Raw genomic sequence first — 17,715 nt, 5'->3', positions numbered from 1 at the left:
AGTGCTGGCGGCCAACATTTAACGTCTGACGTATACCGGCACTTGGCGTTTACCGGTTAGGCAGTGAACTGGACAACGTCATTAGCGAGGCACTTTCAATCCTGCAAGGGTGTTGAAGGTGCCAGATCAAAATGAGAGGGGCGAGCTCGGTCGCATGATCGGGCTGGCCCCTTTTTTGTGTCCGCCACTTGGGTCGCTAGCTGGCGCGTTTCCTGCAAGCCCCCGGTATATCGCCATAAAACGAGCACTTGCGGTCAATCCGCAGAGTGCCCGCACGGCAGAAAGTTTGATCCAGAAGGCCCGCAAAAGCTTGATCCAGCTTGCCCGAGCCCTGTGAAGAACAAGAGGGGAGACGATGAAGGCAGTTATTTTGGCGGGTGGCCTGGGCACGCGCATCAGTGAAGAGTCGCACCTCAAGCCCAAGCCGATGGTCGAGATCGGTGGCAAGCCAATACTCTGGCACATCATGAAGCAGTATTCCGCCCACGGGATTCACGACTTTGTGATCTGCCTGGGCTACAAGGGGTATGCGATCAAGGATTTCTTCGCCAACTACTTCCTGCACACCTCCGACGTGACCTTCAACATGCGGGAAAACCGCATGGACGTGCACCAGAACTACAGCGAGCCGTGGAGCGTCACCCTCGTCGAAACCGGTGAAGAAACCATGACGGGTGGCCGTCTCTTGCGTGCCGCCCCTTATCTGAAAGACGAAAAAGCTTTTTGTTTCACCTACGGCGATGGCGTCTCCGACGTCGATATCAGCAACCTGATCAGGTTTCACGAAGCTCACGGCAAAATGGCGACGGTCACCGCCGTGCAGCCGCCGGGACGCTATGGCGCACTGCAGCGGCTGGGTGACCAAGTGCTGGGGTTCACCGAAAAACCCCGTGGCGATGGCGGCTGGATCAATGGCGGCTTCTTTGTGCTTTCGCCAAAGGTATTGCCTTTCATTGCCGGTGACGCGACCAGTTGGGAGGCGGAGCCGCTGATGCGCCTGGCCGAGCTTGAGCAATTACATGCTTACGAGCATTCCGGTTTTTGGCAGCCAATGGACACCCTGCGCGACAAGAACCACCTCGAAGCGCTGTGGCAGAGCGGGGAGGCCCCATGGAAGCAGTGGGCCTGAGTGCGGATTTCTGGCGCGGCAAGCGGGTTCTGGTCACCGGGCATACCGGTTTCAAGGGCAGTTGGCTGACGCTGTGGTTGCAGAGCCTTGGCGCCGAGGTCAGCGGCTTTGCCCTTGATCCGGCCACCGAACCGAACCTGTATGACCTGGCGCGAGTGCATGAAGGCATCAACGATGTGCGCGGCGACTTGCGTGATCTGGGAGCCTTGCTTGAAATCATCGCCGAGACCGAGCCTGAGATCGTTCTGCACCTGGCCGCTCAGCCGCTGGTGCGAGAAGGCTATCGCGATCCGCTCGGCACCTATTCCAGCAACGTCATGGGCACCCTCAACCTGCTCGAAGCGATTCGTCAGGTCGGCTGCGTGCGCGCCTGCGTCCTGGTGACCACCGACAAGGTCTACGCCAACAAGGAATGGCTGTGGCCCTACCGCGAAGACGAAGCCCTCGGCGGCCACGATCCCTACAGCAGCAGCAAGGCATGTTGTGAGCTATTGGCGCAGTCTTACGCGGCTTCGTTCTTCCCGGCCGACAAGTACGACGAGCACGGCCTTGCCCTCGCCACCGCGCGCGCCGGCAACGTGTTGGGCGGCGGTGATTTCGCCCCCGAGCGACTGATTCCCGACGTGCTGAAAGCCTGGTCGGCGGATGAGCCTGTGACCCTGCGCTACCCGCAAGCCGTGCGCCCGTGGCAACACGCGCTGGAGCCGCTGGCCGGTTACCTCCAACTGGCCGCCGGTCTCTATGAACAAGGCCCGGAGTATGCCGGTGCCTGGAACTTCGGCCCGGGTGAGGCGGACATGCGCAGCGTCGGCGAAGTGGTCGAACTGCTCGCCCATCGCTGGCCACAGGCTCGCGGTCTGCGCGTCGAAAAAAGCGAACTGCACGAGGCCGGTCTGCTGCGCCTGGACAGCAGCCGCGCCCGCCAGGTGCTGGGCTGGCAGCCGCGCTGGTCGTTGCAGCAGTGCCTGACCCAGACTCTCGACTGGCATCTGGCGTGGCAGAACGGCGATGACATGCGCGCCGTCACCCTCGGCCAACTGAGCCTGTACCGAGGCGGGCTGTGAGGGAGTTTTCATTGAAGGCGTTGCCGCTGGCCGGACTGTTCAGCGTCCAGCACAAGCGTTTTGAAGATCAGCGCGGGCACTTCGCCCGGTTGTTTTGCGAAGGCAGTCTGACGGCGTTTGGCGCCGAGTTTCATATCCGCCAGATCAACCATTCCTGCACCCGCGAGAAGGGCAGTGTGCGAGGTCTGCATTACCAGAACGCCAACGCGCCGGAAGCCAAGCTGATTACTTGCCTGCGTGGTGAGGTGTGGGACGTGGCGGTGGATTTGCGCCCCGATTCGGAGACCTTTCTGCACTGGCACGCCGAGCACCTGAAGGCTGGCGACGGTCGCAGTTTGTTGATTCCAGCCGGTTTCGCCCACGGTTTTCAAACCCTGACCGACGACGCCGAATTGCTTTACCTGCACAGCGCCGATTATGCGCCGGAGCACGAGGGCGGTCTGTCGATAAGCGATCCACGGCTGGCGATTGCCTGGCCGTTGCCTGTCAATAATTTGTCAGCGCGTGATTCCAGCCATCCTGCGCTCGATCAACACTTTGCCGGAGTGCGTGTATGAACTGCCGTGGGTGCGCTGCACCTTTGAGCCTGCCGCTGATCGACCTCGGCACTTCGCCGCCGTCCAATGCCTATGTGCACGCCGATCGCCTGGAACAGGCCGAGCAATGGGTGCCGCTGAAGGTCGCCGTTTGCCAGCAATGCTGGCTGGTGCAGACCGAGGATTACACCAGCGCCGACAGCCTGTTCGACGCCGAGTACGCTTATTTCAGTTCGTTCTCCAGCACCTGGCTGGCCCATGCCGAACGTTACGTGGCGGAGATGGTCGAGCGCTTCGGCCTGACGGCTGACAGTCGTGTGGTGGAAGTGGCCGCCAACGATGGCTACCTGCTGCAATACGTCGCCGGTCGCGGTATTGCGTGCCTGGGTGTCGAACCCACTCGCAGCACCGCGCAGGCAGCCCGGGAAAAAGGCCTGGAGATTCGGGAACTGTTCTTCGGTCGTGATACCGCCGCGCAGTTGAAAAGCGAAGGCTGGGGCGCCGACCTGATGGCCGCCAACAACGTGCTCGCGCACGTGCCGGACATCAATGATTTCCTCGGTGGTTTCGCCACCTTGCTCAAGCCAACCGGCGTGGCCACGTTCGAGTTTCCGCAACTGTTGACGCTAATGGCGGGTGCGCAGTTCGACACGCTCTATCACGAGCACTATTCCTACCTGTCGCTGACCGCCGTACAGACCCGGTGCGAGCGCAACGGCCTTGAGGTGTTCGACGTCAGCCAGTTGAGCACGCATGGCGGATCGTTGCGGGTGTTCGTTCAACGCAAGGACGGCGAACGCCGTGCGGTGCAAGCGGCGGTGCAACAGCAGTTGCAGGCCGAACTCGATGCCGGGGTGAAAACTGCCGAGTACTACGCGACCCTCGCGCCTGCTGCCGAACGCATCAAACATGACCTGCTGCGTTTCCTGTTGCAGGCGAAGGCCGACGGCAAGCGTGTGGTCGGTTACGGCGCGGCGGCCAAGGGCAATACCTTGCTCAACTACGCCGGCGTGAAACCGGACTTGCTCGCGTGGGTGGCCGATGCCAATCCGCACAAGCAGGGCAAGTTTTTGCCGGGCAGCCGCATTCCGATTGTGGCGCCAGCACAGATCGATATCGAGAAACCGGATTACGTGCTGGTGTTGCCGTGGAACCTGCTGCACGAAGTCAGCCAGCAACTGGCACAAGTGCGTCAGTGGGACGGTCGCTTCGTGATCGCCGTGCCTGAGTTGAGCGTGCTGTGAAGGTTCTGGTGACCGGAGCCACGGGCTTCGTCGGTCGGCATCTGGTCGCGGAGCTGTTGACGCGCGGTTGCAAGGTGCGTGCGGTGGCGCGCAACGCAAACACTGCGCAGGGCATGCCGTGGATCAAGGACGTCGAGTTTATCGCGGCGGATATTCACGCCGCCGATGTCGATGTCGTCGCATTGACCGAGGGCGTCGATGTACTGGCGCATCTGGCATGGCCGGGGCTGCCGAACTATCGGGGGCTGTTCCATTTCGAGCACAACCTGATGGCCGACTACCGCTTTGTCAAAAGCGTGGTCGAGGCGGGTGTGAAACACGTATTGGTGACCGGCACCTGTTTCGAATATGGCCTGCAGAGCGGGCCGCTCAGCGAGCAGGTCGAGCCGCAACCATCCAATCCGTATGGGCTGGCCAAGCACACACTGCGCCTGTTTTTGCAGAGCCTTGCGCAGGAACATCCGTTCACTTTGCAGTGGGCGCGGTTGTTCTATCTGCATGGCGAAGGGCAGAACCCCAACAGCCTGCTCGCGGCGCTGGACCGGGCGATCGATGCCGGCGACGCGCAGTTCAATATGTCGATGGGTGACCAGCTACGCGACTATCTGGAGATCACCGAGGCCGCGGCGCAGTTGGCAACGCTCATTGCCCGACCCGATGTCGGTGGTGTGATCAACTGTTGCAGTGGCCGGCCTGTATCCGTGCGGGCGCTGGTCGAGGCGCGCGTGAGGCAGCGCCAATCCTCCATAACGCTGAACCTGGGGCATTACGGTTATTCCGCCCATGAGCCCATGGCTTTTTGGGGTATTGCCCAGCGAATTTCCCAATTAAGGGGTGAAGAACATGCAGCATGAACTCTATCGAGCGAACGGGCTCCCGGTGCTGCAAAACCGTACGTTCGCCACTGCCGAACAGGCGAAGGCGTCGGGCAGTGCGGACATCGTGCTGGTGCAGGACAGCCAGAGCGGGCTGATCTTCAATCAGGCTTTCGACGCCAGCCAACTCAGTTATGACGTCGACTACCAAAATGAACAGGCCCACTCGGTGCAGTTCCAGCATCACTTGAATGACGTAGAGGCGATTCTGGCCCGGCATTTCAAAGGCCGCGAGCTGATCGAGGTCGGCTGTGGCAAGGGCTATTTCCTCGAAATGCTGCGTGAGCGTGGCTATGCCATCACCGGTATCGACCCCTCCTATGAGGGCGACAACGTCGATGTGATCAAGGCGCCGTTCACCCGTGAGCTGGGGCTTGCCGCCGATGCGATCGTGCTGCGCCATGTGCTGGAGCACATTCAGGACCCGGTCAGCTTTCTGGCTGACATTGCCTCGGCCAACCGTGGCGGACAAATCTACATCGAGGTGCCGTGCTTCGACTGGATCGTCGAGCACAACGCCTGGTTCGACGTGTTCTACGAACATGTGAACTACTTCCGTCTTGCCGATTTGCGAGGCCTGTTCGATACGGTGCATGAAGCCGGGCACCTCTTTGGCGGGCAGTACCTGTACATCGTCGCCGACCTTTCTACATTGCGCCGCGCGCCATCTGCCGCACCGCAATTGCTGGCGCTATCGGACAATTTCACTGCCAGCCTTGAACGTACCGTGCAAATCATTCAAGCCGCGCCGCAACAAGGGTCGGCCATTTGGGGCGCATCGTCCAAGGGCGTGATCTATTCGTTGTTCCTGCAGCGCGCGGGTGTGGCGGTGGATCATGTGGTGGACATCAACCCCGCCAAACAGGGGCGTCATCTGCCTCTGAGCGGTGTTCAGGTGTCTTCGCCGCAAGAGGCTATGGATGCGTTGCCCGAAGGCGCCAACCTGTTTGTGATGAACTCCAATTACCTCGAAGAGATCAAGCGGATGACCGGTGGACGCTACGTCTATCACGCCGTCGACAGCGCTTCGTTCCAGTGAACCCAGAGAAATTTCAGATGACCGACAACAACATCCACACAGCTTTCGAAGCCGAGTGCCAGGCAGAGATCGCCCGTCAGGGTGACGACCAGAAAGTCGTGGGCCTGGCCCGTGACTTCTTCAACGAATCAGCCCGCCACAAGTACAGCTACCACTTTTCGTGGATGGGCCGTCCGATCATCCAGCTGCCACAAGACATGATGGCAATGCAGGAGATCATCTGGCAGGTCAAGCCGGACCTGGTCATCGAGTGCGGCATCGCCCACGGCGGTTCGATCATCTATTACGCCTCGCTGCTGGAGCTGCAAGGCCACGGCGAAGTGTTGGGCATTGACCTCGATATTCGCCCGCACAACCGTGAAGCCATCGAAAGCCATCCGATGGCCAAGCGCATCAAGATGATCGAAGGTTCGAGCATCGACCCGGCCATCGCCGCTCAGGTACAGGCCGCGGCCAAAGGCAAGAAAGTCATTCTGGTTCTCGACTCCAACCACACCCACGATCATGTGCTGGAAGAGCTGCGCCTCTATGCACCACTGGTGTCGGCAGGCAGCTACTGCGTGGTCATGGACACCGTGGTCGAAGACATGCCAGCCGACTTCTTCCCGGATCGTCCATGGGGACCGGGCGATAACCCGAAAACCGCTGTATGGAAATATCTGGAAGAGAACAAGGATTTCGAAATCGACCGGCAGTTGCAAAACAAGCTGTTGATCACCGTGGCGCCTGACGGTTATCTGCGTCGCGTTCGTTAATCAAAGAACAGTTTCAGGCATCAGGTAACTGGCCGGTTGTGGGGATAGGAAAATGCAGGTTCAAAGCAACAATCAGATCAACGGGAGACCGCTGAACGAAATGTTCACTGTAGTGGTCATCACCCACAACCGTACCGCATTTCTGCGTCGTACCTTGCAGTACTACAGCAATTACGACGCCAAGGTCCTGGTGCTGGATTCATCCGGTCAGGATCACGAAGGCGTCGTTTCCGACTTCCCGTCGATCGACTATCGGCACGTACCTCAGTACAGCTACAACGGGTTTCAGCAAAAGCTTGCCTACGGTGTCAGCCAGGTCACGACGCCCTACATGGTGCTTGCATCCGACGACGACTTCCTGCTGCACGATGCTCTGACCGACTCGGTGAATTTCCTCGAAGCCAACCCCGATTACGGCATGTGCCACGGTTACTGCCTGATGTACCTGACACATTCCAACAATGTGCAGTACTACCGTCGCGACAAGAAGGTGAAAGAGGATTACAACGCCGAGCGTGCTCAGGATCGCGTGCTCGATTACATGGGGCAGTACATCCCGCCGTTCTATGCGGTGCAACGCACCTCGCTGCTGCGCGACTGGTACGAGGCCTTGCCGCAAGGCACGATCTTCGAATGGCAGGAAATCGGCCATGTCTATTACATGCTCGCCCGGGCCAAGGCACGGATTCTGCCGATCCCTTACGTGGTGCGCGAGGTCAACTACGGGCGTTCGGAGCACAACACCGAAATCATTCACGTCCTGCGGTTCACGGATGCCCGTTCCGTCGCCGAGCGCGAGCGGTTTGCCGGATTCCTGGCAACGTTGCCCACCCAGATCAGTGACCTGAGTCCGGAGCAAACGGCGTCCTTCGCGCTGGACAGTTTCCAGGTGTTCGCTGACAGTCTTGTCACGCGCAATGCGTTGACGATCGAGCCGATCTTCGAGTCTTACTGGAATGACCCCACCACGGGTCCTAAACGCATTTTCGGCAAAGCGCAGTACGTCGAGATGCCGTTCTACAATCAAGCGTTTTTCGACCATCTGACTGAATTTGAATTCCTGTTGCACGCGATGCCGGCAGGCCGTTTGCAACTGGAGGAAATGGAAGGCGCATTGCTCAAGCAGCACATGTTGCAGCGCACCTTTTCCAATGACACGCCAGAGACCGTCCAGAACCGCTTGCTTGAAGCCATACGGTTAGGCGCGTTCAACCGGCATGTGGTGCAGAAAATGGCCAGGCAACTGCAGGACCTGGGGCACAGCGCCGATGCGCAGATTCTGACCGACTGGATTGCCCGTCTGGACAGCGTGCCGACCTTCGACAGCCGTCAATTGCTCGACAGCATGCCCACCGGCAGGTTGTTGAACTGGCTTGAGGCACGCCAGCCGAACGACACCGCGATTCGCAAAATCAATCAACACCTGGCGACTCACGAGGGTGGCCCGCAGTTTGGCATTCTGCTGCTGGATCTTGATGCCGACATGAACAAGTTGCAGGCGACCTTCGACAGCCTGATGGACAGTGCCTTCCGGGCGTTCAAGGTCGTGGTCTTCACTACCGGTGAATTACCCGAGATCACCACCGAACAAAACACCGTGCATTTCATTAAGGTCAGCACCGGTAATTACGTCGACAAGCTGAACCAGGTTGCGCAGCGTTCAAGTGTTGACTGGCTGCTCCTGGCCGAGGCGGGGGACGAGTTCACCAGCGCCGGGTTCCTGCGGGCCAGCCTTGAGTTGCTCAACGCCGAAGGTTGCCGTGCAGTGGCGATGGATGAGATCCATCGCCATGGTCACGGTTCGCTGAGCGACGTCTTCCGCCCGGCCTTCAACCTCGATCTGTTGCAAAGTTTGCCTGTGCTTGCCGCCCGCCATTGGCTGGTGCGCCGCGAAACATTGGTGGAGGTCGGTGGCTATGCACGTGAGTACAGTCATGCGCTGGAATTCGACCTGCTATTGCGCTTGATCGAAGCCGGAGGGTTGGCGGGGCTGGCGCATCTGGCCGAACCACTGCTTATCACTGCTGCGCCGACCATGGAACCAAACGAACACGCACGCCAGACATTGGTGCGCCATCTGGCAACCCGCGGTTATCAGGCGCAGGTGACTGCCGAAGCATTCGGCGGCTTGCGCATTGACTATCGTCACGCCACTCGGCCAAAGGTGTCGATCATCGTTGCCAGCGATGACAATCAGGAGCAAATGCAACGCTGCCTGGTGAGCGTATTGCAACGCACCCGCTATCAGAACAATGAAATCATCATTGCCGACAATCACAGTCAGTCCACTGAGCTGTTGGCCTGGCTTGAGAATCTTGAGCAGAACGCCCGCGGGCGAATTCGCCTGATCAAAAACCAGCAGCGCCTGAGTGCTTCGGCACTGCTCAACCTGGCTGCCGAGCAGGCGCAGGGTGAGTATCTGGTATTGCTGGCAGCGGACGCCGAGGTGGTCAACGCCAATTGGCTTGAAGCACTGCTGAATCAGGCCCAGCGTCCGGAAGTCGGTGTGGTGGGTGCCAAGCTGGTGGATCGCGAAGGTAGTGTCACCGGCGCGGGCCTGATCCTTGGCCTTGAGTCGGGCGTGACATCGGCCTTCGTGGGCGAGAAAAAAGATGCGACAGGCTATATGCATCGTCTGCTCGTCGAACAGAACTGTTCGGCGGTTTCCGGCGCGTGCCTGATGGTGCGCAAGGAAGTGTTCGATGCTGTCGGCGGGCTGGATCGGGAGCATTTCGCAGAAGTCTTTGCCGATGTCGATCTGTGCCTGAAAGTCGCCGAAGCGGGTCTGCTGATTGTGTGGACGCCGCAAGTGCAGATTGCTCACCCCGGCACGCTGGCTGATGATCCTCAGGTCAAAGCCGCCCTGCGTGACAAATGGCAGGCGCGCTTCGCCCATGACGTCGCCTACAACCAGAACCTTTCCCTGACCGGCAAGGGCTTTACCCTCGGCGAAGCCTCCAGTATCGACTGGGCACAGTTGCTCGCCTGAGCCGACGCACGGGAAACAGGACTCAAGACATGTTCAACGGTAAATCGATTTTCATCTCGGGCGGCACCGGCTCTTTCGGTCGCAACTTCATCCGTCGCTTGCTGGAGCAATATCAGCCCAAGCGCGTGGTGGTGTTCTCCCGGGATGAGCTTAAACAGTACGAAATGCAGCAAACGTTCAATGCGCCATGCATGCGTTACTTCCTCGGTGACGTGCGTGATGCCGAGCGTATGCGTCAGGCGATGCGCGGCATCGACTACGTGGTGCACGCGGCGGCGCTCAAGCAGGTGCCGGCGGCGGAGTACAACCCGACCGAATGCATTCGCACCAACGTCAATGGCGCGGAGAACATCATCGCCGCGGCCATCGACAACGGCGTGAAGAAAGTCGTGGCGCTGTCCACCGACAAGGCGGCGAGCCCTATCAACCTGTACGGCGCAACCAAGTTGCTGTCGGACAAACTGTTTGTCGCCGCCAACAACATCGCCGGTGAGCAACAGACGCGTTTTTCCGTGGTTCGCTACGGTAATGTGGCCGGCTCGCGTGGGTCGGTGGTGCCGTTCTTCAGCAAGCTGATCAACGAGGGCGCCAAAGAGCTGCCAATCACTGATGAGCGCATGACCCGGTTCTGGATCACGCTTGATCACGGCGTGCAGTTCGTCCTCGACAGCTTTGCGCGGATGCATGGCGGCGAAGTGTTCGTGCCGAAGATCCCGTCGATCCGCATCGTCGATCTGGCCTTGGGCATGGCCGAGCACCTGCCGCACAAAAACGTCGGGATTCGTCCGGGAGAAAAACTCCATGAGTTGATGGTGCCGCTGGACGATGCGCGGATGACGCTGGAGTTCAAGGACCACTACACCATCCAGCCTTCGATTCGCTTCACGAGTGTCGATGTCGATTTCGCCGTCGACAAACTCGGCGAGCGCGGCTACCCGGTGAGCGAAGACTTCGAATACCGTTCCGACACCAACCCGCATTACCTGTCGGTCGGGCAGATCGCCGACCTGCACGCGAAGCTGTCGGCATGATTCCGTATGGTCGGCAAAGCCTTGATCAGGCGGACATCGACGCAGTGGTCGAGGTGTTGCAGTCCGACTGGCTGACCCAGGGCCCGACCATCGAGCGCTTCGAACGGGAGATGGCCGAACGCTGCCAGGCCGATTACGCGGTGGCGGTGTGCAACGCCACGGCGGCGCTGCACATTGCCTGTCTGGCGGCCGGGCTCGGGCCGGGGGATCGTTTGTGGACGACGCCCAACACCTTTCTGGCCTCGGCCAACTGCGGCCGTTACTGCGGCGCCGACGTCGATTTCGTGGACATCGATCCGCTGACCTGGAACCTCGATGCCTTCGCCCTCGAAGCGAAACTCGATCAGGCCGAGCAGGACGGTACGCTGCCCAAAGTGCTGGTGGCCGTGGCGTTCTCCGGGCAGAGCTGCGACATGCGCCGCATCGCCGAACTGGCCGAGCGTTATGGCTTTACGGTCATCGAAGATGCGTCCCACGCGGTCGGAGCATCCTATGCCGGTCGTCCCGTAGGTTGCGGTGAGTTTGCGGCGATGACGGTGTTCAGTTTCCATCCGGTGAAGATCATCACCAGCGCCGAAGGCGGGATGGTCCTGACCAACCGCCCGGATCTCGCCGAGCGCCTGCAACGCTTGCGTAGCCACGGTATGACCCGGGATCCTGCGCAGATGACAGAGCCCAGCCACGGCCCCTGGTACTACCAACAGGTGGAGCTGGGATTCAACTATCGCATCACCGATCTGCAAGCTGCCCTGGGGTTGTCGCAGTTGGGCAAGCTTGATGCGTTCGTCGCGCGTCGGCGTGAGCTGGCTGCACGTTATGACCGGTTGCTGGCGGACCTGCCGCTGACATTGCCTGGTGCACAAGCAGACGCTGAATCGGCGTGGCATCTGTACGTGGTGCGTCTGCAGCTCGACCGAATCAAGCTCAGCCATCGGCAGGTGTTCGAAGGGTTGCGGGCCGCCGGGGTGGGGGTAAATCTGCATTACATCCCGGTGCATTTGCAGCCGTACTATCGAGACCTGGGTTTCCTTGAAGGTGACTTCCCGCAGGCCGAGCGTTACTACGCCGAGGCCATCAGCCTGCCGTTGTTTCCTTTGTTGAGCGATGAACAGCAGGGCTACGTGGTCGAGCAACTTCGACGGTTGGTTCTTAAGGCTTAGAAACACTTGAGCAATGTCGCAATCATTCCTGATCGCAGTGGCAGCAATCAAATCCGGAATACTTTTTTGATAATCAACACTTCTGGGGTGGCTTTGTGAAACGGCAGTACGCAGCACGGGGAGAGCTGACGCAAAGCGATCGGCAATCGTTTGTCAGCATCGCCGGGCGTCGCATCGGTCCAGGCGAACCGCCTTACATCGTTGCCGAGATGTCGGGTAATCACAACGGTGACATCAACCGTGCTTTGCGCATCATTGAGGCCGCCAAACAGGCGGGCGCCGATGCGGTAAAAATACAGACGTACCGCGCAGACACCATCACGATAGATCACTGCGGTGCGGAGTTCATGGTGAAGGGTGGCCTGTGGGATGGCCGCCGCCTCTATGAACTCTATGAGGAAGCGCACACGCCCTGGGAGTGGCATGAGGCAATCTTCGAGCACGGCCGCAAGATCGGGATCGCCGTATTTTCATCCCCCTTTGACGCCACGGCGGTGGATTTCCTCGAAAGCCTGGGAGCACCCGCTTACAAGATCGCATCACCTGAGTTGATCGACTTGCCCCTCATTCGCAAGGTGGCCAGGACGGGCAAGCCCATCATTATGTCCACCGGTATGGCGACACTTGAAGAAATTGGCGAGGCCGTTGAAGCGGCACGTGGGGCAGGGGCAACAGAAATTGTCGTGCTGCATTGCACGGCAGCCTATCCAGCGCCGCCAGAAGAGGCAAACCTTGCAACGATCGCCGAGATTGCCCAGCGTTTCGATGTTGTGAGCGGCCTTTCTGACCACACGTTGGGAACGGTCGTATCTGCACTTGCAGTAGGGTTGGGCGCTGCGGTCATTGAAAAACATTTCACGCTGGCTCGCGCCGAGGGTGGGGTCGACAGTGCCTTCTCGCTGGAGCCCGCAGAGCTTGCCGAACTCGTGACCACGGCACGTATCGCTCAAGTCGCTATCGGTTCCCCGGCATTCGAGCCCACGCGATCGGAAGAAATTGTCCTGAAGAATCGCCGTTCACTCTATGTCGTGGCACCTGTCGCCAAGGGCGAGTTACTGACGGAGGCGAACGTGCGCTCTATCCGTCCCGGTAATGGGCTCAAGCCCAAGTTTCTTGATACCGTGCTCGGGCGCAGGGCAACGCGTGAACTGGCGTTTGGCGAGCCTCTGGATGTCTCGATGGTAGAAGGAGGGATCGATTCATGACCGACACGCCGACTGCCGTCGCGATCATTCCTGCCCGGGGAGGCAGCAAGCGAATCCCTCGCAAGAACATTCGCGCCTTCCGTGGTCGCCCCATGATTGCCTGGTCGATCGAAGCGGCACTCGCCAGCGGTGCCTTTGACACAGTCATGGTCAGCACGGACGACCCGGAAATTGCAGACATTGCGCGTACCTGGGGTGCCGAGGTGCCATTCCTGCGATCGGCTGCCGCCGCAAATGACCACGCCACAACGTCGCAAGTTCTCCTCGAGGTGTTAGGTCAGTACGCGCAAACGGGCGTGCACTTCGATCTTGCCTGCTGCCTCTACCCGACCGCGCCTTTCGTGCGCCCCCGTGACCTCGCCGACGGACGCGAACAGCTACTTGGAAGCCGCTTTAACGTCATCATGCCCGTCACTGGTTTTTCTTATCCAATCTGGCGATCGCTTCAGCGTGAGGAGGATGGTCGCATCACCTTGAACTTCCCTGAAAACCTCAATGCGCGGTCACAGGATCTTCCGGTTGCCTATCACGATGCCGGGCAGTGGTACTGGTTTCGCACCGAAGCATTTCTGCGCGACCACGTGTTGATGGGCCCGGACACTGGCTCGATTGTGTTGCCGGCGATGCAGGTGCAGGACATCGATACCGAGGAAGACTGGGGGCTTGCCGAGCTGAAACATGAAAGGATGTTTGGATGAATGATCCCCGCTTACGCCGGCATCCGATCGGCTTTCTGGAAGTGGTTGATCGCCCCACGCCAGAGGCCTTGAGCGATTACTATGCGCAAACCTACTTCCAGAACGAGGCCAGTGGTTATCGAAAATCCTACGCTGAGGAAGAGCTAGAGGTCATAGCGCTTCGAATCGCGCAACGGTATGGCCAGGCTCGCGCGCTCTTGAGTCATGATCGGCCGGGTAGCCTGCTTGACGTGGGCTGCGGTGAAGGCTTCGTACTCAAGTTTTTCGAGCAGATCGGTTGGCAGGTTGAAGGTATCGATTACAGCCGTGCCGGCGTGCAGCAGATCAATCCTGACTACGCCCACCATGTCGAACAGGGTGATGTCTTCGAATTGCTCGAAGCCCGTATCTCGGCGAAAAAACAGCACGATCTGGTCTGGCTGGGTAACGTGCTGGAGCATGTTCTGGACCCTGTAAGCCTGCTGCAATCACTGCGCCGTTTAGTGGCCCCGGGTGGACTTCTGGTCGTCACCGTTCCAAACGATGGCTCGGCCTATCAAGAGGCGCTGTTCGCGACGGGCGCGATACCTGATCGGTTCTGGATCGCCACGCCCGATCATATGTCGTACTTCACGGCTGACACCCTGCGCCGAACGGCTGAGGAAACGGGGTGGGATTGTCTGGCGATACAGGGCGACTTTCCAATCGACCTTTTTCTTGCCCATGAAGGATCGAACTATGTCGCTGATCGTGCTCAGGGGCCAGTAGCCCACAGGGCCCGGTTAATGCTCGAAAGACTGATAGGACAGGCGGGTATCGAAGCATCCAACCGCTTTTATGCTGCACTCGCTGATGTGGGGTTCGGTCGCAACCTGACCGGGTTCTTTAGACCGAAACCCTGAGGAGTCAATACATGACAGACAAATCCATACGAACACTGGTCGGCTCGACGCAGTCCGAGACTGACCGCAAACAGATTCTCGTGGACCGGCTTCGCGCCTCCCGGATACCCGATGGCGAGTTGCTGGACAACATCGGTTTGTATCTCACGCGACAGACCTTGTCGCGGATCAACTTTATGCAGATGCTTTACCAGATGATCGTTCCTGTTCACGGCACCATCATGGAGTTTGGCGTGCGTTGGGGGCAGAACATGGCCTTGTTCTCTACGTTGAGAGGGATACACGAGCCATTCAATTACAACCGCAAGATCATCGGTTTCGATACCTTTGATGGTTTTCCTTCGGTCGCGCCGCAAGATGGGGGCGGTGTGCAGGCAGGAGACTATGGGGTCGTAGAAAACTGGAGTGAGGAGCTCGAAGGCATTCTGGATTTTCACACACAAAACGCGCCCATCCCCCACAAGAAAAAGCACGAACTGGTCAAGGGGGATGCCACGATGACGCTACCGGATTATCTGAAGGAACATCCCGAAACCATCGTGGCACTGGCCTATTTTGATTTCGATATCTACAAGCCGACCCACGACTGTCTCGAGGCGATCCTGCCGTATCTGACCAAGGGCAGCGTGCTGGCTTTTGACGAACTCAATACACCGCAGTTTCCGGGTGAAACCATCGCGGTGCGTGAAGTCCTGGGTTTGTCTCGTTACGCAATCAAACGCGACCCCTCTAATCCGCTCACGTCTTATTTGGTGATCGAATGAGTGCAGGCGTCGTTCGATACGTGGTGATGCCGACCCCGTCCCTGTCGGACGGAGTGCTGGATATACGCGCCGTGCAACCGTCCGACATCGACGCGATACGGCAATGGCGAAACGCACAGATGGATGTGCTGCGGCAAACCGCACCGATATCCGCCGAAGGACAGAAGCGTTATTTTGCAGAGCGTGTCTGGTCAGAGCTCGAGAGCTCAGAACCCTCGCAGATTTTGCTCGCTATCGAAAGCGACGGCGTTTTGATCGGGTACGGTGGTTTGGTGCACATTTCCTGGCCTAACCGCCGGGCCGAGGTTTCATTTTTGCTGACCCCGGAACTGGAAAAAAAGCCGGACGCTTTGACTGCCCTGTTTTCGCGTTTCCTGGCCTTGTTGAAGCAATTGGCGTTTGAGGATCTGGGGCTGAGACGTCTCTGCACCGAAACGTTCGCGCACCGCACCCGTCACATTGCGATACTCGAGGCTTCGGGTTTTTGCTACGAGGGGTGTTTGCGTGAGCATGTGCTGATCGATGGCAAACCCACGGATTCGTTGACCCACGGCTTGCTGGCCGGCGAATGGAAAAAAGGCAGTTGAACGGCAGTCAGCTACACATCAAGGGCAGTCAGCCGCGCGGGGCCCATAACGTGCTCGTCACCAGCGCTTCACGCAAGGCGCCCCTGTTGCGCGCGATGCAGGAAGCCGCCAGGCGGGTGCATCCCGATGCTTGCGTCATTGCTGGTGACCTCGATCCTGAGGCGCCGGCCCGCTATGTTGCTGACGGGTTCTGGAACATGCCCCGCCTCAGCGACGCTGAACTGCCCTCGCTGATCAACGGGTGCCATGAACGCGGGATCGCAGTGATCCTTCCCACTCGGGATGCAGAGCTGCTCTTTTGGGCGCGCCACAGAGCAACGCTGTCTGAAGCGGGAATCTCGGTCATCGTCTCTGACACTGTCGCTGTCGAACGTTGCCTCGACAAGCTCGCTTTCGCTCACTTCGGCGCTGAGGCCGGGCTCCCGGTGATCCCGGCGGAGACGGCGCCCGAGGCCGTCGGTCCCGGACCTTACGTGGTGAAGGAGCGTTTCGGTGCCGGTGCGCAAGCCATAGGGCTTGATTTGTCACTCGATGCCGCGCGCAGTCACGCGAAAATGCTGGATTCGCCGATTTACCAGCCATTCGTACCGGGGCCGGAGATCAGCATCGACGGCTGGGTGGATCGTAGTGGCGCGGTTGCGGGAGTGCTGCTGCGCAGGCGCGACCGTGTGATCGCTGGCGAGTCGCAGGTCACGACCACTTTTCGCAGTGAAACGCTTGAGCATGAAGCTGTTCGTTCGCTGGAAGCACTGGGCTTGCGTGGCCCGGTGATGTTGCAAGCGATCCTCCTTAATGACGACGACATGCGCATCATTGAGTGCAATTCCCGTTTTGGCGGTGCCTCCACCGCTGCCATTGCTGCTGGGCTGGATCTGCTCTATTGGAGTCTCGTTGAGGCCTTTGAGCAGGGGCCGATACCTGAATTCAAGCGTACTGCAGGTGAGGTGAGACTGGTTCGTCTGCCCGTTGATCTGGTGTTCCATGATCCTGATTTTTGACCTGGACGATACGCTCTATGATGAAACCAGCTTCGTCATAAGCGGGCTCGGGGCCGTTGCCCGTTATGGTGAGGATGTCTTCGGATGGGACGCAGAGTCTTCGCTGGCATTTATGCGTGAAGTGCTTGAGCGCGAAGGGCGAGGTCAGGTTTTTGACCGATGGCTTGAGTTACATGGTCACTGGTCGAAGGCTCGAGTGGCCGGTTGCGTGAAGATTTATCGGCATCATCGTCCTCGTCTCGAATTGTTCCCCGCTGCCAGGGTTGTGCTTGATCAATTTCGCGGGCGAGTGCCACTTTATCTCGTCACCGACGGGCACAAAATCGTGCAGAAGAACAAGGTCGACGCACTGGGCCTGTTTCCGGCGTTTCGACGAGTCTTTATCACGCATCGTTTTGGTATTCACCATGCGAAGCCTTCCACTCATTGTTTCGAACGTATTCGTCAGGCAGAAGGCTGTAGCTGGGGCGACATGGTTTACGTCGGCGACAACCCCTCCAAGGATTTTGTCAACCTCAATCCACTTGGCGCATTGACTGTCAGGGTGCAGACAGGCGGGCATCGTAATGTTGTGGCTTTGCCTGGCCACGACGCACAAGTATCCATCCCTGACCTCAATGCACTGCCCGAGGTGTTGGCTGCACATTTTCAGGTGCCACCGCGCTACGGGTCTGGACTTGCTGGCGATCACGGTCGCGACTCAGCAGGTCTTTCGTCCTGGCCTGGGACTGGCCCCCAAACACGCTGAAACCCTGCTGGG

Annotated in this window: 17 protein-coding genes; all 17 read left to right on the top strand. The window is 59.1% G+C overall.

The window, feature by feature from the left end:
* The first annotated feature begins 355 nt into the window (after nucleotides 1-355).
* Nucleotides 356-1,129, top strand: a complete 774-nt coding sequence (gene rfbF / locus GQ39_RS17405; RefSeq protein ID WP_047532051.1) for a glucose-1-phosphate cytidylyltransferase — start codon at nucleotides 356-358, stop codon at nucleotides 1,127-1,129.
* The gene (gene rfbG / locus GQ39_RS17400) at nucleotides 1,111-2,193 is read left to right on the top strand and encodes a CDP-glucose 4,6-dehydratase (RefSeq protein WP_047532049.1); all 1,083 of its coding nucleotides are present in this window, start codon (nucleotides 1,111-1,113) and stop codon (nucleotides 2,191-2,193) included. Before rfbF ends, rfbG begins: the two co-directional genes overlap by 19 nt.
* Nucleotides 2,190-2,750, top strand: a complete 561-nt coding sequence (locus GQ39_RS17395) for a dTDP-4-dehydrorhamnose 3,5-epimerase family protein (RefSeq protein ID WP_047532048.1) — start codon at nucleotides 2,190-2,192, stop codon at nucleotides 2,748-2,750. Before rfbG ends, GQ39_RS17395 begins: the two co-directional genes overlap by 4 nt.
* On the top strand, nucleotides 2,747-3,973 hold the full coding sequence (locus GQ39_RS17390; RefSeq protein ID WP_047532046.1) for a class I SAM-dependent methyltransferase: 1,227 nt from the start codon (nucleotides 2,747-2,749) through the stop codon (nucleotides 3,971-3,973). Before GQ39_RS17395 ends, GQ39_RS17390 begins: the two co-directional genes overlap by 4 nt.
* Nucleotides 3,970-4,827: an NAD-dependent epimerase/dehydratase family protein gene (locus GQ39_RS17385; RefSeq protein WP_047532044.1), complete on the top strand. Its 858-nt coding sequence runs from the start codon at nucleotides 3,970-3,972 to the stop codon at nucleotides 4,825-4,827. Before GQ39_RS17390 ends, GQ39_RS17385 begins: the two co-directional genes overlap by 4 nt.
* Nucleotides 4,817-5,887, top strand: coding sequence for a class I SAM-dependent methyltransferase (locus GQ39_RS17380; RefSeq protein WP_047532042.1), 1,071 nt, complete (start codon nucleotides 4,817-4,819; stop codon nucleotides 5,885-5,887). The genes GQ39_RS17385 and GQ39_RS17380 overlap by 11 nt, the downstream gene beginning before the upstream one ends.
* A 17-nt stretch (nucleotides 5,888-5,904) precedes the next feature.
* On the top strand, nucleotides 5,905-6,642 hold the full coding sequence (locus GQ39_RS17375; protein ID WP_047532039.1) for a cephalosporin hydroxylase family protein: 738 nt from the start codon (nucleotides 5,905-5,907) through the stop codon (nucleotides 6,640-6,642).
* A 52-nt stretch (nucleotides 6,643-6,694) separates the two neighbouring features.
* Nucleotides 6,695-9,631: a TIGR00180 family glycosyltransferase gene (locus GQ39_RS17370; protein WP_047532037.1), complete on the top strand. Its 2,937-nt coding sequence runs from the start codon at nucleotides 6,695-6,697 to the stop codon at nucleotides 9,629-9,631.
* Between the two features lie 29 nt (nucleotides 9,632-9,660).
* Nucleotides 9,661-10,662 (top strand): UDP-N-acetylglucosamine 4,6-dehydratase (inverting), encoded by a 1,002-nt coding sequence (pseB, locus tag GQ39_RS17365; RefSeq protein ID WP_047532035.1) that lies wholly within the window; start codon nucleotides 9,661-9,663, stop codon nucleotides 10,660-10,662.
* A complete protein-coding gene (gene pseC, locus GQ39_RS17360) occupies nucleotides 10,659-11,822 on the top strand; it encodes a UDP-4-amino-4,6-dideoxy-N-acetyl-beta-L-altrosamine transaminase (RefSeq protein WP_047532033.1) in 1,164 nt (387 codons plus the stop codon). The genes pseB and pseC overlap by 4 nt, the downstream gene beginning before the upstream one ends.
* Before the next feature lie 95 nt (nucleotides 11,823-11,917).
* Entirely contained in the window at nucleotides 11,918-13,027 is a 1,110-nt protein-coding gene (pseI, locus tag GQ39_RS17355; protein ID WP_081997933.1) for a pseudaminic acid synthase, read from the top strand.
* On the top strand, nucleotides 13,024-13,725 hold the full coding sequence (gene pseF / locus GQ39_RS17350) for a pseudaminic acid cytidylyltransferase (protein ID WP_047532031.1): 702 nt from the start codon (nucleotides 13,024-13,026) through the stop codon (nucleotides 13,723-13,725). Before pseI ends, pseF begins: the two co-directional genes overlap by 4 nt.
* The gene (locus tag GQ39_RS17345; protein WP_047532030.1) at nucleotides 13,722-14,606 is read left to right on the top strand and encodes a class I SAM-dependent methyltransferase; all 885 of its coding nucleotides are present in this window, start codon (nucleotides 13,722-13,724) and stop codon (nucleotides 14,604-14,606) included. The genes pseF and GQ39_RS17345 overlap by 4 nt, the downstream gene beginning before the upstream one ends.
* A gap of 11 nt (nucleotides 14,607-14,617) precedes the next feature.
* A complete protein-coding gene (locus GQ39_RS17340; RefSeq protein ID WP_047532028.1) occupies nucleotides 14,618-15,370 on the top strand; it encodes a crotonobetainyl-CoA--carnitine CoA-transferase in 753 nt (250 codons plus the stop codon).
* The gene (locus GQ39_RS17335; RefSeq protein WP_047532026.1) at nucleotides 15,367-15,957 is read left to right on the top strand and encodes a GNAT family N-acetyltransferase; all 591 of its coding nucleotides are present in this window, start codon (nucleotides 15,367-15,369) and stop codon (nucleotides 15,955-15,957) included. The genes GQ39_RS17340 and GQ39_RS17335 overlap by 4 nt, the downstream gene beginning before the upstream one ends.
* Nucleotides 15,954-16,955, top strand: a complete 1,002-nt coding sequence (locus GQ39_RS17330) for an ATP-grasp domain-containing protein (protein ID WP_236693112.1) — start codon at nucleotides 15,954-15,956, stop codon at nucleotides 16,953-16,955. The genes GQ39_RS17335 and GQ39_RS17330 overlap by 4 nt, the downstream gene beginning before the upstream one ends.
* Nucleotides 16,939-17,703 carry an HAD family hydrolase gene (locus GQ39_RS31610; protein WP_081997932.1) on the top strand — a complete coding sequence of 255 codons (765 nt, stop codon included), beginning with the start codon at nucleotides 16,939-16,941 and terminating at the stop codon, nucleotides 17,701-17,703. Before GQ39_RS17330 ends, GQ39_RS31610 begins: the two co-directional genes overlap by 17 nt.
* Nucleotides 17,704-17,715: the final 12 nt, after the last annotated feature.

It is taken from the genome of Pseudomonas sp. 11/12A (genome assembly GCF_000800055.1).
Lineage (GTDB): Bacteria > Pseudomonadota > Gammaproteobacteria > Pseudomonadales > Pseudomonadaceae > Aquipseudomonas > Aquipseudomonas mohnii.
Note: the sequence above shows the minus strand (reverse complement) of the source record. Positions and strands in the feature narration are given on the sequence as shown.

Bases quoted from the DNA above. Each gene is read 5' to 3' on its own strand.
- GQ39_RS31610 (WP_081997932.1), top strand. From the start codon at position 16,939: ATGATCCTGATTTTTGACCTGGACGATACGCTCTATGATGAAACCAGC.
- GQ39_RS17340 (WP_047532028.1), top strand. From the start codon at position 14,618: ATGACAGACAAATCCATACGAACACTGGTCGGCTCGACGCAGTCCGAG.
- GQ39_RS17370 (WP_047532037.1), top strand. From the start codon at position 6,695: ATGCAGGTTCAAAGCAACAATCAGATCAACGGGAGACCGCTGAACGAA.
- pseB (WP_047532035.1), top strand. From the start codon at position 9,661: ATGTTCAACGGTAAATCGATTTTCATCTCGGGCGGCACCGGCTCTTTC.
- GQ39_RS17345 (WP_047532030.1), top strand. From the start codon at position 13,722: ATGAATGATCCCCGCTTACGCCGGCATCCGATCGGCTTTCTGGAAGTG.
- rfbF (WP_047532051.1), top strand. From the start codon at position 356: ATGAAGGCAGTTATTTTGGCGGGTGGCCTGGGCACGCGCATCAGTGAA.
- GQ39_RS17390 (WP_047532046.1), top strand. From the start codon at position 2,747: ATGAACTGCCGTGGGTGCGCTGCACCTTTGAGCCTGCCGCTGATCGAC.
- GQ39_RS17380 (WP_047532042.1), top strand. From the start codon at position 4,817: ATGCAGCATGAACTCTATCGAGCGAACGGGCTCCCGGTGCTGCAAAAC.
- rfbG (WP_047532049.1), top strand. From the start codon at position 1,111: ATGGAAGCAGTGGGCCTGAGTGCGGATTTCTGGCGCGGCAAGCGGGTT.
- pseC (WP_047532033.1), top strand. From the start codon at position 10,659: ATGATTCCGTATGGTCGGCAAAGCCTTGATCAGGCGGACATCGACGCA.
- GQ39_RS17335 (WP_047532026.1), top strand. From the start codon at position 15,367: ATGAGTGCAGGCGTCGTTCGATACGTGGTGATGCCGACCCCGTCCCTG.
- pseF (WP_047532031.1), top strand. From the start codon at position 13,024: ATGACCGACACGCCGACTGCCGTCGCGATCATTCCTGCCCGGGGAGGC.
- GQ39_RS17375 (WP_047532039.1), top strand. From the start codon at position 5,905: ATGACCGACAACAACATCCACACAGCTTTCGAAGCCGAGTGCCAGGCA.